Raw genomic sequence first — 25,720 nt, 5'->3', positions numbered from 1 at the left:
GTAATAGAGAAAAAGAAAACAATCGGAAGTTTTATTTTAATAAAAAGAGGAGCGTATTTCCTATGATCGGTATTTTAAAAAAGGTGTTTGATGTAAATCAACGCCAAATTAAACGTATGCAAAAGACAGTTGAGCAAATTGATGCATTAGAGTCATCTATTAAGCCACTAACTGATGAACAATTAAAAGGAAAGACGCTTGAATTTAAAGAACGTCTAACAAAAGGTGAAACAGTAGATGATCTACTACCTGAAGCTTTTGCAGTTGTTCGCGAAGCGGCAACTCGTGTTCTTGGAATGCGTCCATATGGCGTACAGTTAATGGGTGGTATTGCCTTACATGAAGGGAATATTTCTGAGATGAAAACGGGTGAAGGTAAAACGTTAACATCTACATTACCTGTATATTTAAATGCTTTAACAGGAAAAGGTGTTCATGTTGTTACAGTCAATGAATATTTAGCACAACGTGATGCGAGCGAAATGGGACAACTTCATGAGTTCCTTGGCTTAACGGTAGGAATTAACTTAAATAGTATGTCACGCGAAGAGAAACAAGAGGCTTATGCTGCTGATATTACGTATAGCACAAATAATGAGCTTGGATTCGATTACTTACGTGATAACATGGTTTTATATAAAGAGCAGTGCGTTCAACGTCCACTTCACTTTGCTATTATCGATGAAGTCGATTCTATTTTAGTCGATGAAGCACGTACGCCGCTTATTATTTCAGGACAAGCTCAAAAATCAACAGAGCTATACATGTTTGCAAATGCATTTGTTCGTACGTTAGAAAATGAAAAAGATTATTCATTTGATGTGAAAACGAAAAATGTAATGCTAACAGAAGATGGTATTACGAAAGCGGAGAAAGCTTTCCATATTGAAAACTTATTCGATTTAAAACATGTAGCACTTCTTCACCATATTAATCAGGGACTTCGTGCACACGTTGTTATGCACCGTGATACAGATTATGTTGTACAAGAAGGCGAAATCGTAATTGTAGACCAATTCACTGGTCGTCTTATGAAAGGTCGTCGTTATAGCGAAGGATTACACCAAGCGATTGAAGCAAAAGAAGGTGTAGAAATTCAAAATGAAAGCATGACGCTTGCAACAATTACATTCCAGAACTACTTCCGTATGTATGAAAAATTATCTGGTATGACTGGTACAGCGAAAACAGAGGAAGAGGAATTCCGTAACATTTACAATATGAACGTTATTGTAATTCCGACCAACAAACCGATTATTCGTGATGATCGTGCCGATTTAATCTTTAAATCAATGGAAGGTAAGTTCAATGCTGTTGTTGAGGATATTGTAAATCGTCATAAAAAAGGACAACCTGTTCTTGTAGGTACAGTTGCAATTGAAACTTCAGAGCTTATTTCAAAAATGTTAACGCGTAAAGGTGTACGTCATAACATCTTAAATGCGAAAAACCATGCTCGTGAAGCAGATATCATTGCAGAGGCTGGTATGAAAGGTGCTGTAACAATCGCGACGAACATGGCAGGTCGTGGTACAGATATTAAGCTTGGAGACGATGTGAAAAACGTTGGTTTAGCAGTTATCGGTACAGAGCGTCACGAAAGTCGTCGTATTGATAATCAGTTACGTGGTCGTGCTGGTCGTCAAGGGGACCCTGGTGTTACGCAGTTCTACTTATCGATGGAAGATGAATTAATGCGCCGATTTGGTTCAGATAATATGAAAGCAATGATGGACCGCCTTGGTATGGATGATTCTCAGCCGATTGAAAGTAAAATGGTTTCTCGTGCGGTAGAATCTGCACAAAAACGTGTTGAAGGAAATAACTATGATGCACGTAAGCAGTTACTGCAATATGATGATGTACTTCGTCAACAACGTGAAGTTATTTACAAACAGCGTCAAGAGGTAATGGAGTCTGACAACTTACGCGGCATTATTGAAGGTATGATGAAATCTACAGTAGAACGTGCTGTTGCCCTTCATACGCAAGAGGAAATTGAAGAAGATTGGAACATTAAAGGTCTTGTTGACTACTTAAATACAAACCTTCTTCAAGACGGAGATGTAAAAGAAGAAGAATTACGTCGCCTTGCTCCTGAGGAAATGAGCGAACCGATTATCGCGAAATTAATAGAGCGATACAATGAAAAAGAAAAGCTTATGCCAGAAGAGCAAATGCGTGAGTTTGAGAAGGTTGTTGTATTCCGCGTTGTAGATACGAAATGGACAGAGCATATTGATGCAATGGATCACCTTCGTGAAGGTATTCATTTACGTGCTTACGGTCAAATCGATCCACTTCGTGAGTACCAAATGGAAGGGTTCGCGATGTTCGAGTCAATGGTTGCTTCTATTGAAGAGGAAATTTCTCGTTACATTATGAAAGCTGAAATTGAACAAAACTTAGAACGTCAAGAAGTTGTTCAAGGTGAAGCTGTTCATCCTTCTAGCGATGGCGAAGAAGCAAAGAAAAAGCCAGTTGTAAAAGGTGACCAAGTGGGCCGCAACGATTTATGTAAATGTGGTAGTGGTAAAAAATATAAAAACTGCTGTGGTATCGTTCAGTAATATAGGACGGTAGCTTTGGCTGTTTTGCAAACTTTTATATCAAAAATGTATAATTAAGAAGGATTAAACTCTCTCCGTAATAAGTGGAGAGAGTTTCCCTTGTTTTCATACGAAAGTAACAGCAATTACATAGAGGTGAAGGAAATGGAATTAGTAGAAATTAGACAGGAATTAGAGAAAATGGCTAAGCGATTAGCGGCTTTTAGGGGGTCTCTTTGACCTCCCTACTAAGGAGAAACAAATTGCAGAATTAGAAGAAAAAATGATGGGCGCAGGATTTTGGGATGACCAACAAGGCGCACAAGCTGTAATTAATGAAGCGAATGCGTTAAAAGATATGGTTGGAAAGTTCCGTCAGTTAGATGAGACGTTTGAAAATTTAGAAATCACGCATGAGCTTTTAAAAGAAGAGTATGATGAAGATTTACATGAGGAATTAGAATCAGAAGTAAAAGGCTTAATTCAAGAAATGAATGAGTATGAGCTTCAGTTACTATTAAGTGATCCTTATGATAAAAATAATGCGATTTTAGAATTACATCCAGGTGCAGGTGGAACTGAGTCACAAGACTGGGGTTCTATGTTATTACGTATGTACACACGCTGGGCTGAAAAACGCGGATTCAAAGTAGAAACGGTTGATTATTTACCAGGTGATGAAGCTGGTATTAAGAGTGTAACTTTATTAATTAAAGGTCATAACGCTTACGGTTACTTAAAAGCAGAGAAAGGTGTACATCGTCTTGTACGTATTTCACCATTCGATTCTTCAGGGCGCCGTCATACATCGTTCGTATCTTGTGAAGTTGTACCAGAGTTCAATGATGAAGTTGAAATCGAAGTACGTACAGAAGATTTAAAAATTGATACGTACCGAGCAAGTGGAGCTGGTGGGCAGCACGTAAATACGACAGATTCAGCAGTTCGTATTACACATACACCGACAAATACGGTTGTAACATGTCAGTCGGAGCGTTCTCAAATTAAAAACCGTGAGCATGCGATGAAAATGTTAAAAGCGAAATTATATCAAAAGAAACTAGAAGAGCAACAAGCAGAATTAGATGAAATTCGCGGAGAGCAAAAAGAAATCGGATGGGGTAGCCAAATCCGTTCTTATGTATTCCACCCGTATTCTCTTGTAAAAGACCATCGTACAAATACGGAGGTTGGTAACGTACAAGCTGTTATGGATGGAGAGATTGATCCATTTATTGATGCTTACTTACGTTCTCGCATCTAATAAGCGAAAAAAAGCCAACGAAATTGTTGGCGCATGCTGAGGACAATAGAGGATATAAAGAATTTGATTTTATTTTTATAGATGAAGTAAAGAGGAAGAGAAGTTGGAAACGACAACTTCTCTTTTTGATGGGATTATATGTAGATTACAATGCTGTATATTGTTTTGTAAAAAGTAGAGAATAGTAAAATAGAGCGGTAATAGGGTAAAGATTTATATAGAACTTTTCTAATTTTCCTTTTAAAAAGGATACTTTATAGAAGTTTTTTAAGTTGTTCACAGAATTGAAACAACTTATGAAAGCTTTATTTTATCAAGGTTCTCACTGTATTTTTGAGGAATATAAAATACACCTTAGTTTTTCTATATAAAGATAATGCTTATAATGAAAATGAGTGTGTTAGGAATAAAAAGAATATCAACAATAGGGAGCGATAGAAGTGAAAAAGAAATTGTTGGCTATTGCGCTAGGGACATCGGTTGTTTTTGCTTTAGGAGCATGCGGAAATAAAGAAGAGAGTAAGTCTTCGAAACAGTCTGCAAGCACAGACAGCGCAGAACAAATTTTCCAAAGAAGTTGTGCGGGATGTCACGCAACAGATTTATCAGGGGCAACTGGACCTGATTTAAGAAAAGTAGGCGGTAAGTACGACGCTGCAGATATCGAAGAGATTATTAAAAAAGGCCGTGGTTCAATGTCACCAGGACTTATTCAAGGTGAAGATGCAAAAAAAGTATCTGAATGGTTAGCTGAACATAAATAAAAAAGGTGAAATGGGCGAGTTGATAATATAGTCAACTCGTTTTCCTTTTTCTGGTATGTAACATAACTGTAACAAAAATGTATCCAAATTGGAAACCGTTTGATGTTACAATGGGGTTTGTAGAATTTTGCTGAAATATATTACATAGAGTGGTATTGCTTATGAGAAAGCATAAGTAAACTACCTTCAACAAGGATGACTAAATGAAAATGAAGGATGTCTTTTATTTTCAGATGTACAGAAAAGTATTTCGAAAAAAATCATTAAGTATTGGGTGATAAATAATGATAAAAATGACGAATGTTTATAAGGAGTACCCGAATGGTATGAAAGCCATTGCTGGTCTTACAGTTAACATTAAACAAGGTGAATTCGTATACGTAGTTGGACCGAGTGGAGCCGGGAAATCTACATTTATTAAAATGATGTATCGTGAAGAGAAACCATCTACAGGATCTATTAATGTAAATGGACTTACTATCGAAACATTGGCAGAAAGAGACGTTCCGTATTTTCGTCGTCAATTAGGCGTAATTTTCCAAGATTTTAAATTGCTACCTAAATTAACGGTATATGAGAATGTTTCGTTTGCTTTAGAAGTAATTGAAGAAGAACCGGATGCAATTCGTGAGCGTGTAACAGAAGTTCTAGGTCTTGTAGGCCTTGAAGATCGTGCAGACGCACTTCCAAGTGAGCTTTCAGGTGGGGAGCAACAACGTGTGGCTATTGCAAGAGCAATTGTAAATAGACCAAAGGTTGTAATTGCCGATGAGCCAACAGGTAACTTAGATATTGAAACAGCTCTTGATATTATGAATATTTTTACTCGCATTAATGAGCGCGGCACAACGATCGTTATGGCGACGCATAATGCAGATATCGTAAATACAATCCGTCATCGTGTAATCGCGATTGAAGGCGGAAAAATTGTTCGAGATGAGATTGAGGGAGGATACGGATATGAAGGCTAAGACCCTTAGTCGACATTTGCGAGAAGGTGTAAAGAATCTATCACGTAACGGATGGATGACATTTGCTTCTGTTAGTGCAGTAACAGTTACATTATTACTTGTAGGTGTCTTTTTAACAGCGATTATGAATATGAACCATTTTGCGACGAAAGTAGAGCAAGATGTAGAGATTCGTGTACACATTGATCCAGCTGCAAAAGAAGCGGATCAAAAGAAATTAGAAGAAGATATGAGTAAGATTGCAAAAGTAGATTCTATTAAATATTCTTCTAAAGAAGAAGAGTTAAAACGTTTAATTAAAAGCTTAGGTGATAGTGGAAAAACGTTTGAGTTATTTGAACAAGATAACCCACTTAAAAACGTATTCGTTGTAAAAGCAAAAGAACCAACCGATACAGCGACAATCGCGAAGAAGGTTGAAAAAATGCAGTTTGTTAGTAATGTTCAGTACGGAAAAGGACAAGTTGAACGATTATTTGATACTGTAAAAACTGGTCGTAACATTGGGATTGCGTTAATTGCTGGTCTTTTATTCACAGCGATGTTCTTAATCTCTAATACAATTAAAATTACAATTTATGCTCGTAGTACAGAAATTGAAATTATGAAACTTGTTGGTGCAACAAACTGGTTTATTCGTTGGCCATTCTTGCTAGAGGGATTATTCTTAGGAGTATTAGGATCAATTATTCCAATTGGCCTAATTCTAATTACGTATAATTCGTTGCAAGGTGTGTTTAATGAAAAACTTGGCGGAACAATTTTCGAGCTTCTACCATACAGTCCGTTCGTATTCCAATTAGCTGGTTTACTAGTGTTAATCGGTGCTTTAATCGGTATGTGGGGAAGTGTAATGTCAATTCGTCGCTTCTTAAAAGTATAAAAAGTTGCAAACATAATTCGTACAAGCTTATCATATAGTAGAAATAGGTAAAGGCATCACACACTGTGTGATGCCTTTTGCTACACCACCTGTGTGTTTTGGAAAGGGGAATTCCGCATTGAAACGTAGAGTTGCAATTATTGGAATGGTTGTTGCATTTTTAATTGGTGCTGGCGGAATGTTTGCAGGCATGTCTGTATTTGGGGTTAACCCATCAGAAGTAACGCAAACAATTTCGAGTGGGAATGCTAGCACTGCGCAAGGGAATTTGGCAAAAATTAATGAGGCGTATGCACTAATTGATTCACGTTATGTGGAAGACGTGAAAGATGAAAAGTTAGTTGAAGGTGCAATACAAGGTATGTTGTCTACGCTGAAGGACCCTTATTCCACGTATATGGATAAAGAAACAGCCAAACAGTTTAGTGAATCGCTTGATCCCGAATTAGAGGGGATTGGGGCTGAGGTGAACAAGACGGACGGTAAGCTTATTATCGTATCGCCAATTAAAGGTTCACCAGCAGAAAAGATAGGAATTAAACCGAATGACCAAATTTTATCTGTAGATGGAAACAGTGTGAAAGACTTATCACGTGAAGAAGCGGTATTAAAAATTCGTGGTAAAAAGGGAACGACTGTCGCAATTGAAATTAAACGTGCGGGAGTAACTGATCCGATCGTATTTAAAATTAAGCGTGAAAAGATTCCAATCTTTACAGTATTTAGTTCTGTGAAGCAAGAGAGTGGAAAAGATATCGGTTATATGCAAATCACTTCTTTTGCTGAAAATACAGCGAAAGAATTTAAGGATCAGTTAAAAGAGTTAGAGAAGAAAAATATAAAAGGCTTAGTTATTGACGTACGTGGTAATCCTGGTGGCTATTTAAATAGTGTAGAAGATATACTAGGGGAAATTATGACGAATAAAAAGCCGATGCTACAAGTAGAGCAGCGAAATGGTGAGAAGAAGAAATTCTCTACGGAACTGAAAGAGAGAAAACCATATCCAATTTCAGTATTAATTGATAATGGAAGTGCTTCTGCTTCAGAGATTTTAGCGGGTGCGCTAAAAGAAGGAGAAGGATACGATTTAATTGGTGAAAAGACATTTGGTAAAGGTACTGTCCAGCAAGCTGTTCCATTTAAAGACGGCAGCAACATTAAATTAACGATGTTTAAATGGTTAACACCGGATGGGAACTGGATTCATAAAAAAGGAATCGCGCCAACAGTAGAAGTGAAGCAACCAAATTATTATCATGCGACACCAATTCAAATTGAAAAAACACTTTCATACAATTCAAATGATGTACAAGTAAAACATGCTCAAGAAATGCTTAAGAGCTTAGGGTATGTACCAGGTCGTGAAGATGGATACTTTAGTAAAGAGACAGAATCGGCTCTGAAAGCATTCCAAAATGCAAATGAGATGGAAGCGACAGGACAGCTTGATAAAAAGACAGCTGAAGCGATTCAAACTAAAATTATCGAAAAAATTCGTTCTGGAGAAAATGATCTACAATTACAGTCAGCATTAAAATTAATGGCAAAATAAGAAGAAATACAGGCAGTTTGCTGCCTGTATTTTTTTGTGTTAAACAAACGTTTGTTTAGTTATGATAATATAAAAAGAAAGAATGATATAAATGGTGGTGAATGAGTTCATGGAGGCGTGGATTTTTGAAATAATGCGGGCAGTTGGACGTTTTTTCTTACACCCTGCTGTCTATATATTTGTAATAAGTAGTATCTTCGTTGGATACTTACGTATGTTAAGAGAACGAAAAGATTTTTCTTTTAAAGTTTATGATATTTGGTTTGAACTGCGAACCTCTCTATTGGCAGGGATTGGATACGGATTAGTAGTATCTATTGTTACGATTGGGCTTGGACTTGTTGTTTCTAAAGCGAGCTTATGGGCCATTTTAATTTGGACGTTACTATTTGGATTAACGGCTATGTATCGATATTTATCGGCGGCTTATACATTTAGCATTGCGATTGTATGTGTTCTATTATCTTCTAAGCTACCAGTTTCCTTTTTACAGCTTCGAGAAGGTGAAGAGAGTACCATTGTATCCCTTGTTATTTTACTAGGCGTTATGCTTATTGTAGAAGGCTTATTGATTTCTAAAAACGCAGTAGGATATTCGACGCCGAGGATTAGGAAGGGGAAGCGTGGATTAAAGATTGGTTTACACGAATCAAAGCGTTTATGGATCGTTCCTATTTTTATTCTTGTACCGGGTGATGCGGTAACGCAGTTTATTTCATGGTGGCCTGTCGTTTCAATCGGTTCAAATACATATTCTCTATTCCTCGTTCCATTTTTAATTGGATTTATGAGAAAGATTAAAAGTTATGAGCCGACGGAAGCTTTATTATTTACAGGAAGACGTGTTTATGGATTAGCAGGACTTGTGCTCGTTTTAGGAATCGCAAGTTATTGGTGGCACGTACTTGCAATTATCGCGATGGGAGTCGCAATGCTTGGGCGTTTCACAATCTCGATGCAAGAGAAAATTGCCGATGAAACAAGACCAGCATATTTTGCTGCACGCAATGATGGGCTCGTTGTACTAGATACAATTCCAAATACAATTGGAGCAGAGCTAAAATTACTGCCTGGAGAAATTATTACGAAAGTAAATGGAGTCATTCCAAAAAGCGCCGAGGAATTTTATGATGCGCTTCAAACGAAGACGACAGGAGCATTTTGTAAATTAGAAGTATTAGATACAAATGGTGAGCTTCGTCTTGCACAAACTGCATTATATGCTGGTGGGCATCACGAATTAGGTATTGTATTCGTTGAACAGGAGCATGAGTGGGATTCGGAAGCGATGTAATAGAAGGAAAGGTATCACCTTGTGGTGGTACCTTTTTTGTTTTTGGGGGAGGGGAGAGTAGTTAGTAAATGAAATTTATATCGGCGATTATCCGAATATATCAGCGCAACTTGAAATATATCGGCGATTTTGCAAATATATCAGCGCAACTCGAAATATATCGGCGATTATTCGAATATATCGACTTTCCAGCAAAAAACGACAACTATCGCAAAGCTTATTTTCAGTTTCATAGACGGATAACTTGAATAATTATTTGATAATGGTTATCATTTAGGGAGTCTTTTTAATTTTGGAAAATGGAGGTAAGATATGCTGCTTAAATTTTTCTCGTACTATAAACCGTATAAAGGTTTATTTATACTCGACTTTTCTTGTGCGGTTGTCGCAGGATTATTAGAACTCGGCTTCCCGCTTATCGTAAATCAATTTATTGATAAGTTATTGCCAGGGCAAAACTGGACGCTTATTTTATGGGCTTGTTTCGGTTTACTCGCAGTTTATATGTTAAATGCAGGCTTACAATATGTCGTTACATATTGGGGACATATGCTTGGTGTTAACATTGAAACAGATATGAGGCAGAAATTATTTGATCATATTCAAAAGCTATCATTCAGATTTTTTGATAATAATAAAACTGGTCATTTAATTTCACGCCTTACAAACGATTTAATGGAAATTGGGGAAATTGCTCACCATGGACCAGAAGATCTATTTATCGCCGTAATGACTTTAGTTGGGGCATTCTCATTTATGATGATGATCAACTGGAAGTTAGCGTTATTAACGTTCTTCGTCATTCCATTCCTATTATGGTTAGCACTTTACTTTAATAAAAAAATGACAGGTACATTTAGACGTTTATTCTCAGACGTTGCTGATTTTAATGCATGCATTGAGAACAATGTTGGGGGAATTCGTGTTGTACAAGCATTCGGAAATGAAAAGTTTGAGAAAGAGCAATTTGCTGTCAACAACGCTCGTTTCCGTACAACGAAATTAATGGCGTATAAAATTATGGCGTTAAATTCATCGATTAGTTATATGCTCATGCGGCTCGTAACGCTCTTCGTCTTAATATGCGGTACATGGTTTGTTCTGCAAGGAGAATTAACGTACGGTGGATTTATCGGATTCGTTCTATTAACGAATATTTTCTTCCGCCCAATTGAAAAAATTAACGCGGTAATCGAAAGCTATCCGAAGGGAATCGCCGGTTTTAAAAGATATGTAGAGCTTCTTGAAACAGAGCCTGACATTGTAGACTCTAAAGATGCAATGGAAGTTAAACATGTACATGGTGATATTCAATATAACAACATTACGTTCGGATATGAAAATAAAGAACCAATTTTAAATGACATTAGTTTGAAAATACATGCAGGTGAAACGGTTGCGTTCGTTGGACCATCAGGAGCTGGGAAAACGACGTTATGTAGCCTATTACCACGTTTTTATGAGCAATCATCTGGATCAATTCAAATTGATGGGATTGATACGAAAGATATGACATTATCTTCACTTCGTAAGCAAATTGGAATTGTGCAGCAAGACGTGTTCTTATTTTCAGGAACAATTCGTGAAAATATCGCTTACGGAAATTTAAAGGCATCAGAGCCTGAAATTTGGCAGGCAGTAAAACGTGCGCAGTTAGAAGATTTAATTTACTCACAGCCGGAAGGTTTAGATACTGTTATCGGTGAGCGCGGCGTGAAACTTTCAGGTGGACAAAAGCAGCGTCTAGCTATTGCTCGTATGTTCTTGAAAAACCCGCCAATTTTAATATTGGATGAAGCAACTTCTGCACTAGATACAGAGACAGAACTTGCGATTCAAAAATCGCTTGCTGAATTAGCTGTCGGTCGCACAACGCTAGTTATCGCTCACAGACTTGCAACGATTAAAAATGCAGATCGCATCGTCGTTGTAAATAAAGATGGCATTGCAGAACAAGGTTCACATAATGAATTAATTGAGCAAGGCGGAGGATACAGTAGGTTATACGAAGCTCAGTTTAGTTCGTAAATATAATTTGTACTGAATTAGTGCACCATAAGTAGGTAAAAATCTCATATGGGAGGCTATAAAGTATGATTGTAACAACAACGTCTACAATTCAAGGAAAAGAAATTATTGAGTATATCGATATCGTCAATGGAGAAGCGATTATGGGTGCGAATATCGTTCGTGACCTTTTCGCTTCTGTTCGTGACGTTGTCGGTGGTCGTGCTGGCGCTTATGAAAGTAAATTAAAAGAAGCACGCGACATCGCAATGGAAGAGATGAAAACTTTCGCAAGACAAAAAAATGCAAATGCAATTGTTGGTATCGACGTGGATTACGAAGTAGTTCGCGAAGGTATGTTAATGGTTGCGGTGAGCGGGACTGCTGTCCGCATATAAAGTAAAAAGCCGTGCTGATGCACGGCTTTTTACTTTGTATGTCGAAGTTTCAATATTTCTTGGGAAATGTGGAAGGCCCCGTCGATATATAGGGAAGACATTAGAGCGCTTCTTTACATTTTTGAATTTGAGTTAATAATTTTGCGTATTCTTGTTCGAGAGATGTGATGTCATCGTGATGATTTGGAATGGAAATCCGGCCGATGACTTCTGTTAATTTTGTTTGTAATCGTAACAATTCTTGCTCAGTAACGTTTACAGAAGCTCCGGTGGTTCTTTTTGTGTATTGCTCGTAATTACCGTGGAAGATTCTTGGTTCACTCTCATCTACTTGTAGAATATGGTCTGCAACAGAGCGAATAAAGGCACGGTCATGGCTAATGAAAAGTATTGTGCCAGGATATTCTTGTAACATGGTTTCTAATTCTTCTTGCGTCGCTAAGTCTAAATAGTTTGTCGGTTCATCTAGCAGAAGCATATTATAGTTTCCTAAAAATACTTTTGCGAGTGCAACCTTCATTCGTTCACCCCCGCTTAGAACGTGCACAGGTTTATGAACATCCTCACGGCGGAATAGAAGTCGTGCAAGTATTGTGCGAACGAATGCTTCTGTATAGTTTGTTTCTTCTAGAACATTTTCTAAAATGGTTTTATCTGTTTTTAAAATAGATAATGTTTGTTCGAAGTATCCAATTTTACAACTTTTCGATAGCTGCATGCCACGCTCGTTTGTGAGAAGCATGTTGAACAAAGTGGTTTTGCCGCTTCCATTTGCCCCTAAAACGGCAAGCTTTGCACCAGGGGCAATAGTTCCATTCATATTTTTAAATAGTGTGCGGTCGCCTATTTTCTTTGTTACTTTATTGAATTGTACTGCCACCTTACTATGAATGGGAGTATGGTATTGCACGTCAAATTGAGCTTGAGAAAGATCCTTTGGCTTTTCCTTCTTTTCTAGTTTTTCGAGACGTGTCTCTAATGCCTTCGCTGCTTTGCTAACCTGTTCTTGGCCATGAGCCCCACTTAACCTATAAAGTCTAGATTCAGATGAACTGAACCGCGTTGGGATTTTTGTCATGTTAGAAGCACGTTGCTTTCTTTGTAGAATGGATTGCTCTAAACGATTTTTTTCTTGTATATATTGCTCATATTCTGCTTGTTTTTGTATTCGTTCACGTTCTTTTTGTTTTCGATAGTTGGAATAATTCCCTTTATACTCTTGAATAGTACCATCTTCAATTTCAATAATTTTGGTACATATATTATCTAGAAATTCACGATCATGCGATATTAAAACAAGTGCTCCTTTATAAGATGAAAGTGCCTTTTCTAATTGCTCTGTACCGACCATATCTAAGTGGCTTGTTGGTTCATCAGCGAATAAAATGCCTGCATTTTGTTCGAGAGCATGAGCGATCTTTAGCCGCATTCGTTCACCGCCGCTCATTGCGTCGGTAACGTTTGAAATACTCCATTTTCCTTTTGCAAGAGAAGAAGCAGTTTCCGGTAGTTCTTCGCTAAGCTGAGGAATGATGCTGATAGAACTATGATGAGTTACTATGCCTCTGTCAGCTTCTATTTCTTTACTTAATATTTGTAATAACGTAGATTTACCAGCTCCGTTGACTCCGACAATTCCTATGCGATCCTGTGCTTGAATTTCCAGTGATGGTAATGTAAATAGTGTGCGATCACCAAAGCTCTTTTCAATATTACTTGCGAATAAAATAGTCATAAAAAAACCTCCCTAGTTTCACTAGAGAGGATAAACGTCGCCCTTGTATGTAAAAAATCGTACATAAATAAACGATTTTTTACATGATCGTTTCGAAAGAAAGTATCGACAAATGGACAGACTAATCCCCTGCTAGTTTTCATCATTTTTGTTCACTATTTGTGATGGATGAAATAAATAAGAGAATTAGAACTTCATTGGTCAAAGTACCTTCCTTTCATAATATTACTTTTATTGTATGCGCATACAAAAGGGTTTGTCAAACTTATTTCTGTTCGCTATTTTTGAATTTATCATTATACAATTGTGCTTTTGCCAGCGCCTCAGCATCGTTTTTAATTTCATCCAGTCCATTCGCATTCCCAATAACATAACCTTCAAATGAAGAGCCAACAAAATCAAAGATATATTGGAATTGAGCAATAAGCGGTAATGCTTTTACCTTTGGGTTGTCCCCGCCAACGATGACAACATACATTTTTTTGCCTTTCATTTTTTCTTTGAAATGAAGGGATGTATCGCGCAAGCTTTGTGACCAGCGATCAACAAAATTTTTCATATGTCCACTCATTCCGTACCAATATAATGGTGTAGCAAAGATAATCGTGTCGTGTTCTAGCATGCGTTTCGTTAACTGCTCATAGTCATCATTTACGGATTGGAATCCTTCTGCATCATGACGTTGGTCTGTAATAGGATAGACGGTATGATCACGCAAATAAATTTGTTCTGTTTCAATGTCCTCTATCATCATATGTGTTAAAGCTTCTGTATTTCCGTTTTGTCTTGAACTGCCATGTATAACAAACATGTAATCATCCCTTTTCTTTTGCATGTTTTAGGAGTGAAACGTGTTTTTGCAAATTCGTTTGGATGTTGGAAAGCAATGAGATTTGCTTTGTTACTTCATTGAGTTTATCTTCGTAAAGCGTAAGGATACTGCTGCACGGATTGTCGTACAGGTGCGGTTCAATTTCAAGGCAGCGCAGCATCCTTGCCGTCTCTTCTAAATTTAAGCCAATTTGTAAGTACATTTGAATAAGCTCCACTTTTTCGATGGCACTTTCATCAAAATCACGGTAACCATTTGCGAGGCGTTTCGAAGGGAGTAACCCCTTTTCTTCATAATGTCTTAGAGATCTTTCGCTAATGCCAGTTTCTTTTGATAACTCTCCAATTCGCAATGTGTTTCACTCCTTTTACATGTATTGTAAACCTTCACACTAATGTGAAGGTCAATGCTGTTTTTTCGCAAAGGAATCTACATGATTTAAAAACACTTGAATAGCTTTAGACGGAATAAAATATTTGCCGCGCACGATGGAGAATGGACGGATGAGTTGTTCATTTGGAACTTCGACGTGGAATAGTTCTTTTGCTAGTAGCTCTTTCCGTACAGTCCAATCAGAAAGGATAGCGATGCCAAGCCCGGCACTAACAGCTTCCTTTACGCTTTGGATACTACTGAATGTAAAGAATCGTTTCATTTTTAAATGGTGTTGATGAATAAAGCGGTCACTATAAGCGCGTGTACCAGAACCACTTTCTCTTAATACCCATACTTGATCTTGGAGTGTACTTTCATTTATTTCATTTGTGCGGAGTAATGGATGATTTGGCGGGACGACGAGCTTCATTTCATCTTGCATAAATGTTTCAACATCTACGTCGGCGTATACGACTTGTCCTTCCACTAGGCCGATATCAATTTGATTAGAGCGAAGGCTTTGCAAAACGTCTTCTGTATTTGAGATGAAAGTATGAACTTCGACGTGTGGATTTTCATTCGCATAGTTAGCCAGTATTTTTGGAAGTAAGTATTCGCCAATTGTAAAACTAGCACCAATGCGAAGTGTTCCTGTTACAACGTTATGTAGTTCATTAATTTCTTGTTTAGCATCTTCGTAAAGAGAGAGCATTTGCTTTGCATGTATATATAATATGTTTCCAGCTTCAGTAACTTGGACGTGCTTCGGGGAGCGTTGAATAAGTGTAGTGCCAAATTCGTTTTCTAAGTTGCGTATATGCATACTTACTCCAGGCTGTGAAAGGTTTAATAATTCTGCTGCACGGGAGAAGTGTTTCTGTTCAACGACAGTAACAAAAATTTTTAAAATGTCTACGTTCATATAATGGGCTCCTTTCTTTTTCTATTATCTTATCATAAGTATTTCTAATGATAGAGATTTGGTATTGGTATTAAACTTATTATAGAAACTCTCTTATAATGTAAGTAGAAAGAACATGCATGTTCCAATACGATTATTGGAGTGGTTCAAAATGGAACAAACACTTGTTATACAAAAGAAGAAGCGTTTTGGATTTTCGCAAGGAATTGGGATTACATTATTAATCGCAATTGCCGCGAAATATTTAGCAGAGCTTCCATTTTTAAATATTATGGGACAATTAGTAATTGCTATTCTAATTGGGATGGTTTGGCGTGCGGCAATTGGAGTCCCTCAAGATGCGATTGCAGGGACGAACTTTGCGAGTAAGAAGTTGCTGCGCTTTGGAATCATCTTACTTGGAATGCGATTAAATCTTGTTGATATTGCGAAGGCAGGGCCGAAAGTATTGGTCATCGCAGCGGTTGTTATTACATTTACGATTTTCGTTGTATATGGACTAACGAAAGTATTTAAGGTAGAAAAGAAACTTGGGATTTTAACAGCATGTGGTACAGCAATTTGCGGGGCGGCAGCGGTCGTGGCAATTGCGCCGCAAGTGAAAGCAAAAGATGATGAAACGGCAGTTGGGGCTGCAATTATTGCTATTTTAGGTACGATATTTACGCTTATTTATACGTTATTATATCCAGTGCTTGGCCTATCTCCATATGGTTACGGTGTATTCTCAGGGGCCACGCTGCATGAAATTGCTCATGTTATCGCAGCTGCGGCGCCAGGAGGAAGTACAGCTGTAGACATCGCAGTTATCGTGAAGTTAACGCGCGTTGCAATGCTCGTACCAGTAGCAATTTTAATTGGATTATGGTTTGGAAAGAGTGAAGGAAGCAAGGAAAAAAGATCGTGGCGCGACCTTCCAATTCCATGGTTCATTTTCGGATTTTTAGCGATGAGTGCCGTGCATTCGCTCGGGATTATTCCAGAAGTTGTTGCGGGATACATTGTTGTCATTGCTTATATGCTAATCGCAATGGCGATGGCAGGACTTGGTTTAAATGTAGAGTTTAAAACGTTCCGTAAGTTAGGAAGCAAAGCGTTCGTGGCGGGGCTGATTGGCTCGGTTTGCTTATCGGTTCTTGGATACGTTCTTGTATATGCGCTAGGATTTATGTAGTAGAGGAGAAAGCTGTTCCCGAAGGTATTTGGGGACAGCTTTTTCTTATGATTATAGTAGCGCTACGGATGTCGATATTTGTCGGTAAGTCGATATATTTGAAAAATCGCCGATATAAATGGAGTTGCGCTGATATATTTGGGAAATCGCCGATATAATTTAAGTTGCGCTGATATAAATTGAATTACTCTTGTACTTTATTAGAGTAGGTGTTCAGTGAAACGTTTTTCTAAAATTTGTAAAGATATCTTTGCTTATAACTGGAAAATATTTATAATTTAAGTAAAGATATCTTTACTTTTGAAGGTGGAGCCTATGGGTGTAAAAAATAAAATAAAAGAGTTAAGAAAGCAAAATCATATAACGCAAGTTGAAATGGCAAAGGCGATGCAGGTGACGCGGCAGACGATAGTGGCGATTGAAAACCATCATTACAATCCGAGTCTAGAGTTATCTTTAAAAATCGCCAAGTATTTTGGAGTGAAGGTGGAGGAAATATTTACGCTGGAGTAAGGAGAAAGAAAATAAATGATAAGCTTGAGAGATTTCAATTAGAGTAAACGTTTAAATATATAAGGATTGGTTTTGATTTATTAATTAGTATCGCATCAACGAGCGTGTTAGCAACAAGGAATAATAGATAGAAAAAGGGGAACTGGGATGGGATTACCGGTGTTATGTGTCGCTACAGCTATATTTTCGCTTCTTTGGGGAATGCAAAACTTTTCTCGTAATCCAGTGCCGAGCATTTGTATTATGATTGGTACTGTAGGTTTATCGTATTATTTATTATTATTAGCCCATTATCATAAAACGGCAACGAGTGTTGTTGTTGGAGCACTTATTTTATTTTGTGGGCGCGCCATACAAAAGGGGTTATTTCCATAAAAGCTGTTTATACACTTTGTATAAACAGCTTTTTGTATTTTTTTTACAAAACGCTTGAAAGTTACGTAACGTCATCTTTTATAATGAGAGGGAAGAGGTGATGGTAGTGATTTCAATACAAGAATTGACGAAAGAAACAGGGGTTACAGTACGTACACTACGTTATTATGATCAAATAGATTTATTAAAGCCGAGCGGAAAAACAGAGGGTGGACATCGGTTATATAGTGAAAATGACGTTATTCGTTTGCAACAAATTTTATTTTTGAAAGAAATGGGATTTTCATTAAAAGAAGCTGCGAATATGTTAGTAAAAGGTGAGCTGGATTTAAAAAATTCGCTTGAAAAACAACTTCGGTTTGTACAGGAAGAACAAAAGAAATTTAATCGAATGGAGCGTGTTTTACAAGCAGTTGTTTATTCGGTAGATGTAGAGGGAGAACTTGATTGGAAAGTTATGTTTGAACTTATTCAGCTTTCAAAACAGTCTCCTCGTATACGTGAAATATTTCAAAATGAAGTATTTTCAAAGGAAGAACAAAAATTGCTTCAGAATTTGCCAAATATGAGTGAGGAAGATCCGAATGTTTTAGAATGGGTAGATTTATTAAAGCAATTACGTACTTTTATGAAAGACGGTAAAGAAGTCGCAAGTGATGAAGTACAAGAGGCAACGAAGAAATTAATGCAGAAATGTTTAGAAATGGCTAATGGTGACGAAGCGTTTTTAGATAAGTTATGGGAAGTTAGAAAATCGAAGGAAGATTCACAGAAAATGAGCATGTATCCAATTGAAGAAGAACTTTTAGCATATATGGATGAGGCTTTTCGTATTTATGATGAAAGGGAGAAGGATAAATGAGTATACTCGCAGAATATCGTTGGTATTTTTTAATTGGGGCAGAAATTGTATTTTGGTTATCAGCTATCGGTTTCTTTTTACTTCGCTACGGATTCCGTTTGAAAAGAGCGAGTTTTATTATGGGGATTGTACTCCTCGTAAATGAAGTATTTATTTTAACTTTAGGGGTAGTGGACTATTATCAAACAGGAAAGTTCTCTAACTTTCAGATTATTACTGTAATCATTTTATTATATGCAGTTTTCTACGGGAAAAAGGATTTAAAGAAGCTTGATATATTTGTACAAAAATCAGTTGCGAAATGGCGTAATGAACCGGCGCCTATTATTGAAGAACAGGTAGAATTAACAGGTATGGCCTATGCAAAGCAGGAAATAAAAAATTGGGTATTACATCTTGTTTTATTCGTTGGTGTGCACATATTCTTTTTCTTCGCGTATGGATTTATTCCATTTGAACAATGGGGTAATTGGTTAGAATCGGGAATCGTTTTAAATAAAGCTGCAAGTCGCGTGAGTCAAGTGTGGGCGATTATATTTTTAGTTGATACAGCGATTTCATTTTCATATGTGATTTTTCCGAAGAAGGAGAAAGGAAAAGAATAGCTACTTTCATAATTGAAAGTAGCTTTTCTGGTATACAAATAATTTTTATAGGAGAGGATGACAATAGGAAAAAGAACCAGTTTTATAAGTCTATTTCTCTTTAGTTTAGTAGCATGTTCACCATCTAGCACTACAATTGATAAGAAGAATGATGTCATTGTAAAGGGAGCAGGAATTCTCAATCTAGATAAATTTGAAAAGTTCGTTTTGAATGTCGAGCAAAGGGAAGTTGATAAAATAAGAATTGTACAGTATACCCTTGAAGGGGACCCGATTTTTCAAACGTTAGAGTATAGTGGGAACGATATATTTTATGTGTCAGATAATAGAAAAGACAAATTTGCTGGGAAGGATAAAGGGTTACATAAAGATAGTTGTAAAGGTATTGTTAAAGAGCAGCGCGAATCAGAAAGTACTTATCGGTTAATAGATTGTATGAATGAAGCTGGGCGCAATGGATATGACTTAGTATATGTACCTAAAAAATAGAATTAGTAGAGGAAGGAAGTATTTACTCCTTCCTTTTTCTATGTGTATATTGTCGAAAACTTTACCGAATATCTGTTCGTTTTTTTAGGTTTTTTATAGGTATTCGTGGTAAAATAATAATACAGATTTTTATGAGGAGGTCGGATTTTCTTGGAACGTCAATTTGAAATTGTCTCAGCGTATTCCCCGCAAGGTGATCAGCCGGTAGCTATAGAGAAGCTTGTAGAGGGAATTAATAGTGGAAAGAAAAAGCAAGTGTTGCTTGGAGCGACAGGAACGGGTAAGACATTTACGATTTCAAATGTCATTAAAGAAGTGCAAAAGCCAACACTTGTTATGGCTCATAATAAAACGTTAGCAGGGCAGTTGTATAGTGAGTTGAAAGACTTTTTCCCGAATAATGCAGTTGAATATTTTGTTAGTTACTACGATTATTATCAGCCAGAAGCGTATGTGCCGCAAACAGATACGTTTATTGAAAAAGATGCGCAGATTAATGATGAAATTGATAAATTGCGTCACTCGGCAACGTCTGCATTATTTGAACGGGACGATGTAATTATCGTTGCGAGTGTTTCGTGTATATATGGCTTAGGTTCTCCAGAAGAATACCGCGAGCTAGTTGTTTCGCTTCGAGTTGGTATGGAAAAAGACCGCAATCAATTGCTTCGTGAACTTGTTGATGTACAGTATGGACGTAATGATATTGATTTCAAGCGTGGTACATTCCGTGTACGCGGAGATGTAGTTGAAATCTTCCCGGCATCACTTGATGAGCATTGTATTCGAATTGAATTTTTCGGTGATGAAATCGATCGTATTCGTGAAGTAAATGCGTTAACAGGTGAAGTATTAGCAGAACGTGATCATGTAGCAATCTTCCCAGCATCTCACTTCGTTACACGTGAAGAGAAAATGAAGGTCGCTATTGAAAATATCGAAAAAGAATTAGAAGAGCGTTTAAAGGAGTTAAATGATAACGGTAAGTTGTTAGAAGCGCAGCGTATAGAGCAACGTACACGTTATGATTTAGAAATGATGCGCGAGATGGGCTTTTGTTCAGGTATTGAAAACTACTCCCGTCATTTAACACTTCGTCCAGCGGGGGCAACGCCGTATACGTTATTAGACTATTTCCCGAAAGATTTCTTAATCGTTATGGATGAGTCGCACGTATCAGTACCGCAAGTAAGAGCGATGTATAACGGTGACCAAGCACGTAAACAAGTGCTTGTGGATCATGGATTCCGTCTGCCATCGGCTTTAGATAATAGGCCGCTTACGTTTGATGAGTTTGAAGAGAAAACGAATCAAGTTATTTATGTTTCGGCAACGCCAGGACCGTACGAGTTAGAGCAGTCACCAGAAGTAATAGAACAAATTATTCGTCCAACAGGACTTTTAGATCCGCCAATTGATATACGACCAATTGAAGGGCAAATTGACGATTTATTAGGAGAGATTCAAGATCGCATTGCAAAAAATGAACGTGTATTAATTACGACTTTAACGAAGAAAATGTCAGAGGATTTAACGGATTACTTAAAAGATGTAGGAATTAAAGTTAACTATCTTCACTCTGAAATTAAAACGTTAGAACGTATTGAAATTATCCGTGATCTTCGCCTCGGTAAATTTGATGTACTTGTCGGCATTAACTTATTGCGAGAAGGATTAGATATTCCGGAAGTATCACTTGTCGCTATTTTAGATGCTGATAAGGAAGGATTTTTGCGTTCAGAACGTTCATTAATTCAAACAATTGGTCGTGCCGCGCGTAATGAAAACGGCCGCGTTATTATGTATGCAGATCGTATAACGAAATCTATGGGGATTGCGATTGAAGAAACGAAGCGTCGTCGTAGTATACAAGAAGCTTACAATGAAGAGCATGGTATTACACCGAAAACGATTCAAAAAGGCGTTCGTGATGTTATCCGTGCAACGACAGCTGCTGAAGAGACAGAAACATACGAAGCAACTCCTTCTAAGAAAATGACGAAAAAAGAGCGCGAAAAGACAATTGCGAAGATGGAAGCAGAGATGAAAGAAGCAGCAAAAGCGTTAGACTTCGAGCGTGCAGCTGAACTAAGAGATTTACTATTAGAATTAAAAGCGGAAGGGTGAAAAAAGTGAGTAAGAGCAAGGATTTTATCGTTGTAAAAGGTGCTAGAGCACATAACTTAAAAAATATTGATGTAACCATTCCGAGAAATCAGCTTGTCGTTGTAACGGGATTGTCTGGTTCGGGGAAATCATCATTAGCATTTGATACGATTTATGCAGAAGGGCAGCGCAGATACGTAGAATCATTATCTGCGTATGCGCGCCAGTTTTTAGGACAAATGGATAAGCCGGATGTGGACACGATTGAAGGATTGTCACCAGCGATTTCAATCGATCAAAAAACGACGAGTCGTAATCCACGTTCAACTGTCGGAACGGTAACGGAGATTTATGATTATTTACGTTTATTATTTGCGCGAATTGGTACGCCAATTTGTCCAAATCATGGGATTGAAATTACATCACAAACAGTAGAGCAGATGGTAGACCGTGTTCTTGAATATCCTGAACGTACGAAATTACAAGTGTTAGCTCCTATCGTGTCTGGGCGTAAAGGTGCACATGTGAAAGTACTTGAAGATATTAAGAAGGAAGGATATGTTCGTGTACGTGTTGATGGTGAAATGCTTGATGTATCTGAGGATATTACGTTAGATAAAAATAAGAAGCATTCCATTGAAGTTGTAATTGACCGTATTGTTGTAAAAGAAGGAATCGCAAGCCGTCTTGCTGATTCACTTGAAAGTGCATTAAAGCTTGGCGGAGGCCGAGTGTTAATTGATGTAATGGGAGAAGAGGAACTTCTATTTAGTGAACATCATGCTTGTCCGCATTGTGGTTTTTCAATCGGAGAATTAGAGCCGCGTATGTTCTCATTCAACAGTCCGTTCGGAGCATGTCCTTCTTGTGATGGACTTGGTTCAAAGCTAGAGGTAGATTTAGAGCTTGTTATCCCGAACTGGGATTTATCATTAAATGAACATGCAATTGCACCTTGGGAACCGACAAGTTCACAATATTACCCGCAACTTTTACAATCTGTATGTAATCACTACGGCGTTGATATGGATGTGCCTGTGAAAAATATACCGAAAGATTTATTTGATAAAGTGTTGTACGGAAGCGGGGAAGAGAAGGTTTATTTCCGCTATGTAAATGAATTTGGTCAAGTAAAGGAAAATGAGATTTTATTTGAAGGTGTTATTCCAAACATTGAACGTCGTTATCGTGAAACGAGCTCCGATTACATTCGTGAGCAAATGGAAAAGTATATGGCAGAACAAGCTTGTCCGAAGTGTAAAGGTGGACGCTTAAAGCCTGAGAGCTTAGCTGTATTTGTTGGCAATAAAACGATTGCTGACGTAACGAAGTATTCAGTTCAAGAAGTACAAGAATTCTTCTCGAATGTAGAGCTAACGGAGAAGCAACAAAAAATAGCTCATTTAATTTTAAGAGAAATTCAGGAGCGCGTTGGGTTCTTAGTGAACGTTGGTTTAGATTATTTAACGTTAAGTCGTGCCGCAGGAACTTTATCAGGTGGTGAGGCGCAGCGTATTCGTTTAGCGACGCAAATTGGTTCTCGTCTAACTGGCGTACTTTATATTCTTGATGAACCTTCAATTGGTTTACACCAGCGTGATAACGATCGTCTTATTCGTACATTGCAAGAAATGCGCGATTTAGGTAATACGTTAATTGTTGTTGAACATGATGAAGATACGATGATGGCTGCTGACTATTTACTTGATATAGGGCCTGGTGCAGGTATTCACGGTGGACAGGTCGTTTCAGCAGGGACGCCGGCTGAAGTGATGCAAGATGATAATTCATTAACAGGGAAGTATTTAAGCGGTAAAGAGTTTATTCCAGTTCCACTTGAAAGACGTAAAGGTGATGGACGTAAAGTAGAGATTGTCGGCGCAAAAGAGAATAACTTAAAGAATGCGAAAATGTCATTCCCGCTTGGTACGTTTGTAGCGGTAACAGGGGTATCTGGTTCTGGTAAAAGTACGATGATTAATGAAGTACTATATAAATCGCTAGCTCAAAAGTTATATAAAGCGAAAGCGAAGCCAGGTACTCATAAAGAGATTAAAGGTCTTGAACATTTAGATAAGGTAATTGATATTGATCAATCACCAATCGGTCGTACACCACGTTCTAATCCAGCGACGTATACAGGTGTATTCGATGATATTCGTGATGTGTTTGCACAAACGAATGAAGCGAAAGTGCGCGGATATCAAAAAGGACGTTTCAGCTTTAATGTAAAAGGTGGACGTTGTGAAGCGTGCCGTGGTGATGGAATTATTAAAATCGAAATGCACTTCTTACCAGACGTATACGTTCCGTGTGAAGTTTGTCATGGTAAACGTTACAACCGTGAAACGTTAGAAGTGAAATATAAAGATAAGAATATTTCTGAAGTGTTAGGGATGACAATTGAAGATGGAGTAGAGTTCTTTGCTAATATCCCAAAAATTAAGCGTAAACTTCAAACGCTTGTAGACGTTGGGCTTGGTTATATGAAATTAGGTCAACCAGCAACAACATTATCTGGTGGGGAAGCACAGCGTGTGAAATTAGCTTCTGAATTACACCGTCGCTCTACAGGACGTACGTTATACATTTTAGATGAACCAACGACTGGTTTGCATGCGCATGATATTGCACGTCTTCTAGAAGTGTTGCAACGTCTTGTTGAGAGCGGTGAGACGGTACTTGTAATTGAACATAATTTAGATGTGATAAAAACAGCTGATTATATAGTTGACCTTGGACCAGAGGGTGGAGATAAAGGTGGACAAATCGTTGCTTCCGGAACGCCAGAGCAAGTAGTGAAAGAAGAGCGCTCGTACACAGGTAAATATTTAAAAGAGATTTTAAATCGTGATAAAGCAAGAATGAAAGAGAAAATAAAAGAAGTAGAATTATCGCAATAAGTTTATTGATGAAAACCGGGTGGAAATGACGCTCGGTTTTTATTGTATAGGGGGAGAAGATGAAGTTTTTAGAGGTGTTAAGGAAGAAAAATATGAAAGTAAGAGAGTTTCAAAGTTGGGGTGTATATTTTCGAAAGCGCTGGGAGGATCACTTTGCAAATCATTTAAGTGATGAAGAAAAAGAAGACATTTTTCTTTATGGAGATAAGTATGGATGTGGGTATCTTTGGCACATATTTAGTTATGAGAAAAAGAAGTGTTTAGAGGGTAAAGAAGCAAAGAACGCGTTTCATAATGAAGTGAAAAAGGATTGCTACATTTTCTACCAACACTGTGATGAGGTACTGTTAATAAAGGATGCGAGTTTGTTACATATGGATGATATATTGTGTGAGAGGGACGATATGTATAAGGGTGATATCTATATTGTAGATAAGGAGTTCACTTGGACTTTTGTAAAAACTCATGAACATAGATGGTGCGGCCCTTATTTTACTAAGAAATGTTAGTAGGTATACAAGCATGAAAGATAGAATAAGTTGATATAAGTGTTCGTATCATACTTGCGTTTCTTATCTATTAGCGTATGATGAAATATATATGTTTAAAAGGATGTGTAACGAAATGAGATGGATTGTATCACTTCTTGTAAATAGCGTTGTGTTAATCGCTGTATCGGGACTTTTAAAAGGGATTGCACCAGATGCATTTTACGTAGCAAATATACAAACTGCAATTATTGCGAGTATTATATTGGCGGTTTTAAATGTGTTCGTAAAGCCATTTTTAATTTTAATTACGCTACCAATTACTGTTGTAACTTTCGGCTTCTTCTTAATTGTTATTAATGCGATTACGTTAAAAATAGCAGATTCATTATTAGGAGATGCTTTTAATATATCAGGATTTGGTGTAGCGATTGTTGCGGCAATTTGTATTTCAATTTTTAATATGATAATTGAAAAGGCAATTGTTGAGCCTCTATATGAAAAAAAGAGAAAGTGACAAAAAGAAAAACATTTCATTATTCGTATGAAATGTTTTTTTCTATTTATTAGAAACCGTATTTCTTGTTTTCAGAAAAAAATGGTACAATATCCGATAGAATGGAATTTTACATCAAACGAGACTGAACCCGCAGCGG

The 25,720-nt window shown here is 37.4% G+C and carries 23 protein-coding genes; 19 read left to right on the top strand and 4 right to left on the bottom strand.

What is annotated here, in order from left to right; all coding sequences use genetic code 11:
* The first annotated feature begins 62 nt into the window (after positions 1-62).
* The 9 genes from secA (at position 63) to N2V80_RS25675 (ending at position 11,685) form a co-directional block, all read left to right on the top strand.
* Positions 63-2,570 (top strand): preprotein translocase subunit SecA, encoded by a 2,508-nt coding sequence (secA, locus tag N2V80_RS25715; protein WP_000579387.1) that lies wholly within the window; start codon positions 63-65, stop codon positions 2,568-2,570.
* Between the two features lie 144 nt (positions 2,571-2,714).
* A protein-coding gene (gene prfB, locus N2V80_RS25710; protein WP_096001716.1) for a peptide chain release factor 2 occupies positions 2,715-3,813 on the top strand; the annotation gives its coding sequence in 2 pieces (ribosomal slippage) (positions 2,715-2,786 and positions 2,788-3,813; 1,098 coding nt in all).
* A gap of 440 nt (positions 3,814-4,253) precedes the next feature.
* Positions 4,254-4,577, top strand: coding sequence for a cytochrome c551 (cccB, locus tag N2V80_RS25705; RefSeq protein WP_000727971.1), 324 nt, complete (start codon positions 4,254-4,256; stop codon positions 4,575-4,577).
* A gap of 284 nt (positions 4,578-4,861) precedes the next feature.
* On the top strand, positions 4,862-5,548 hold the full coding sequence (gene ftsE / locus N2V80_RS25700; protein ID WP_000594321.1) for a cell division ATP-binding protein FtsE: 687 nt from the start codon (positions 4,862-4,864) through the stop codon (positions 5,546-5,548).
* The gene (gene ftsX / locus N2V80_RS25695; protein WP_000645027.1) at positions 5,538-6,431 is read left to right on the top strand and encodes a permease-like cell division protein FtsX; all 894 of its coding nucleotides are present in this window, start codon (positions 5,538-5,540) and stop codon (positions 6,429-6,431) included. The genes ftsE and ftsX overlap by 11 nt, the downstream gene beginning before the upstream one ends.
* 118 nt (positions 6,432-6,549) lie before the next feature.
* Complete coding sequence (locus N2V80_RS25690; RefSeq protein ID WP_000830313.1) at positions 6,550-7,986, top strand: S41 family peptidase; 1,437 nt, start codon at positions 6,550-6,552, stop codon at positions 7,984-7,986.
* 109 nt (positions 7,987-8,095) lie between these two features.
* Positions 8,096-9,280, top strand: a complete 1,185-nt coding sequence (locus N2V80_RS25685; protein ID WP_061655229.1) for a PDZ domain-containing protein — start codon at positions 8,096-8,098, stop codon at positions 9,278-9,280.
* Between the two features lie 312 nt (positions 9,281-9,592).
* Entirely contained in the window at positions 9,593-11,308 is a 1,716-nt protein-coding gene (locus N2V80_RS25680; RefSeq protein ID WP_061655230.1) for an ABC transporter ATP-binding protein, read from the top strand.
* A gap of 65 nt (positions 11,309-11,373) precedes the next feature.
* Positions 11,374-11,685, top strand: a complete 312-nt coding sequence (locus N2V80_RS25675) for a heavy metal-binding domain-containing protein (protein WP_000637523.1) — start codon at positions 11,374-11,376, stop codon at positions 11,683-11,685.
* A gap of 100 nt (positions 11,686-11,785) precedes the next feature.
* Here N2V80_RS25675 and abc-f read toward each other — a convergent pair whose 3' ends face one another.
* The 4 genes from abc-f to N2V80_RS25655 form a co-directional block, all read right to left on the bottom strand.
* Positions 11,786-13,420, bottom strand: coding sequence for a ribosomal protection-like ABC-F family protein (abc-f, locus tag N2V80_RS25670; protein WP_061655231.1), 1,635 nt, complete (start codon positions 13,418-13,420; stop codon positions 11,786-11,788).
* A gap of 265 nt (positions 13,421-13,685) precedes the next feature.
* Entirely contained in the window at positions 13,686-14,231 is a 546-nt protein-coding gene (locus tag N2V80_RS25665; RefSeq protein WP_061655232.1) for a flavodoxin family protein, read from the bottom strand.
* A gap of 4 nt (positions 14,232-14,235) precedes the next feature.
* Positions 14,236-14,604, bottom strand: a complete 369-nt coding sequence (locus N2V80_RS25660; protein ID WP_001219181.1) for a MerR family transcriptional regulator — start codon at positions 14,602-14,604, stop codon at positions 14,236-14,238.
* Between the two features lie 51 nt (positions 14,605-14,655).
* Positions 14,656-15,549: a LysR family transcriptional regulator gene (locus N2V80_RS25655; RefSeq protein WP_001099986.1), complete on the bottom strand. Its 894-nt coding sequence runs from the start codon at positions 15,547-15,549 to the stop codon at positions 14,656-14,658.
* 151 nt (positions 15,550-15,700) lie between these two features.
* Between N2V80_RS25655 and N2V80_RS25650 the strand changes: the two genes are divergently transcribed.
* From N2V80_RS25650 to N2V80_RS25605, 10 genes are all read left to right on the top strand, one after another.
* Positions 15,701-16,723 (top strand): YeiH family protein, encoded by a 1,023-nt coding sequence (locus N2V80_RS25650; protein WP_000438439.1) that lies wholly within the window; start codon positions 15,701-15,703, stop codon positions 16,721-16,723.
* A gap of 315 nt (positions 16,724-17,038) precedes the next feature.
* Positions 17,039-17,236, top strand: a complete 198-nt coding sequence (locus N2V80_RS25645) for a helix-turn-helix transcriptional regulator (protein WP_000538364.1) — start codon at positions 17,039-17,041, stop codon at positions 17,234-17,236.
* A gap of 147 nt (positions 17,237-17,383) precedes the next feature.
* Positions 17,384-17,611, top strand: coding sequence for a hypothetical protein (locus N2V80_RS25640; protein ID WP_000524139.1), 228 nt, complete (start codon positions 17,384-17,386; stop codon positions 17,609-17,611).
* A gap of 100 nt (positions 17,612-17,711) precedes the next feature.
* Complete coding sequence (locus N2V80_RS25635) at positions 17,712-18,473, top strand: MerR family transcriptional regulator (RefSeq protein ID WP_000260337.1); 762 nt, start codon at positions 17,712-17,714, stop codon at positions 18,471-18,473.
* Positions 18,470-19,078: a hypothetical protein gene (locus N2V80_RS25630; protein ID WP_000025224.1), complete on the top strand. Its 609-nt coding sequence runs from the start codon at positions 18,470-18,472 to the stop codon at positions 19,076-19,078. Before N2V80_RS25635 ends, N2V80_RS25630 begins: the two co-directional genes overlap by 4 nt.
* A gap of 57 nt (positions 19,079-19,135) precedes the next feature.
* Positions 19,136-19,567: a DUF4362 domain-containing protein gene (locus tag N2V80_RS25625; RefSeq protein WP_000152001.1), complete on the top strand. Its 432-nt coding sequence runs from the start codon at positions 19,136-19,138 to the stop codon at positions 19,565-19,567.
* Positions 19,568-19,717: 150 nt separating this feature from the next.
* Entirely contained in the window at positions 19,718-21,694 is a 1,977-nt protein-coding gene (uvrB, locus tag N2V80_RS25620; RefSeq protein ID WP_000441060.1) for an excinuclease ABC subunit B, read from the top strand.
* A 5-nt stretch (positions 21,695-21,699) separates the two neighbouring features.
* A complete protein-coding gene (gene uvrA, locus N2V80_RS25615) occupies positions 21,700-24,576 on the top strand; it encodes an excinuclease ABC subunit UvrA (protein ID WP_000045558.1) in 2,877 nt (958 codons plus the stop codon).
* A gap of 59 nt (positions 24,577-24,635) precedes the next feature.
* Positions 24,636-25,085 carry a DUF4275 family protein gene (locus N2V80_RS25610; protein ID WP_000670206.1) on the top strand — a complete coding sequence of 150 codons (450 nt, stop codon included), beginning with the start codon at positions 24,636-24,638 and terminating at the stop codon, positions 25,083-25,085.
* A 115-nt stretch (positions 25,086-25,200) separates the two neighbouring features.
* The gene (locus tag N2V80_RS25605) at positions 25,201-25,581 is read left to right on the top strand and encodes a phage holin family protein (protein ID WP_001267308.1); all 381 of its coding nucleotides are present in this window, start codon (positions 25,201-25,203) and stop codon (positions 25,579-25,581) included.
* Positions 25,582-25,720 lie beyond the last annotated feature (139 nt).

Source organism: Bacillus sp. FSL W8-0640, assembly GCF_038007725.1.
Lineage (GTDB): Bacteria > Bacillota > Bacilli > Bacillales > Bacillaceae_G > Bacillus_A > Bacillus_A cereus.
This window is presented reverse-complemented; position numbering and strand designations above follow the sequence as displayed.

Bases quoted from the DNA above. Each gene is read 5' to 3' on its own strand.
- secA (WP_000579387.1), top strand. From the start codon at position 63: ATGATCGGTATTTTAAAAAAGGTGTTTGATGTAAATCAACGCCAAATT.
- ftsE (WP_000594321.1), top strand. From the start codon at position 4,862: ATGATAAAAATGACGAATGTTTATAAGGAGTACCCGAATGGTATGAAA.
- ftsX (WP_000645027.1), top strand. From the start codon at position 5,538: ATGAAGGCTAAGACCCTTAGTCGACATTTGCGAGAAGGTGTAAAGAAT.
- N2V80_RS25685 (WP_061655229.1), top strand. From the start codon at position 8,096: ATGGAGGCGTGGATTTTTGAAATAATGCGGGCAGTTGGACGTTTTTTC.
- N2V80_RS25680 (WP_061655230.1), top strand. From the start codon at position 9,593: ATGCTGCTTAAATTTTTCTCGTACTATAAACCGTATAAAGGTTTATTT.
- N2V80_RS25675 (WP_000637523.1), top strand. From the start codon at position 11,374: ATGATTGTAACAACAACGTCTACAATTCAAGGAAAAGAAATTATTGAG.
- abc-f (WP_061655231.1), bottom strand. From the start codon at position 13,420: ATGACTATTTTATTCGCAAGTAATATTGAAAAGAGCTTTGGTGATCGC.
- N2V80_RS25665 (WP_061655232.1), bottom strand. From the start codon at position 14,231: ATGTTTGTTATACATGGCAGTTCAAGACAAAACGGAAATACAGAAGCT.
- N2V80_RS25655 (WP_001099986.1), bottom strand. From the start codon at position 15,549: ATGAACGTAGACATTTTAAAAATTTTTGTTACTGTCGTTGAACAGAAA.
- N2V80_RS25650 (WP_000438439.1), top strand. From the start codon at position 15,701: ATGGAACAAACACTTGTTATACAAAAGAAGAAGCGTTTTGGATTTTCG.
- N2V80_RS25645 (WP_000538364.1), top strand. From the start codon at position 17,039: ATGGGTGTAAAAAATAAAATAAAAGAGTTAAGAAAGCAAAATCATATA.
- N2V80_RS25640 (WP_000524139.1), top strand. From the start codon at position 17,384: ATGGGATTACCGGTGTTATGTGTCGCTACAGCTATATTTTCGCTTCTT.
- N2V80_RS25635 (WP_000260337.1), top strand. From the start codon at position 17,712: ATGGTAGTGATTTCAATACAAGAATTGACGAAAGAAACAGGGGTTACA.
- N2V80_RS25630 (WP_000025224.1), top strand. From the start codon at position 18,470: ATGAGTATACTCGCAGAATATCGTTGGTATTTTTTAATTGGGGCAGAA.
- N2V80_RS25625 (WP_000152001.1), top strand. From the start codon at position 19,136: ATGACAATAGGAAAAAGAACCAGTTTTATAAGTCTATTTCTCTTTAGT.
- N2V80_RS25610 (WP_000670206.1), top strand. From the start codon at position 24,636: ATGAAGTTTTTAGAGGTGTTAAGGAAGAAAAATATGAAAGTAAGAGAG.
- N2V80_RS25605 (WP_001267308.1), top strand. From the start codon at position 25,201: ATGAGATGGATTGTATCACTTCTTGTAAATAGCGTTGTGTTAATCGCT.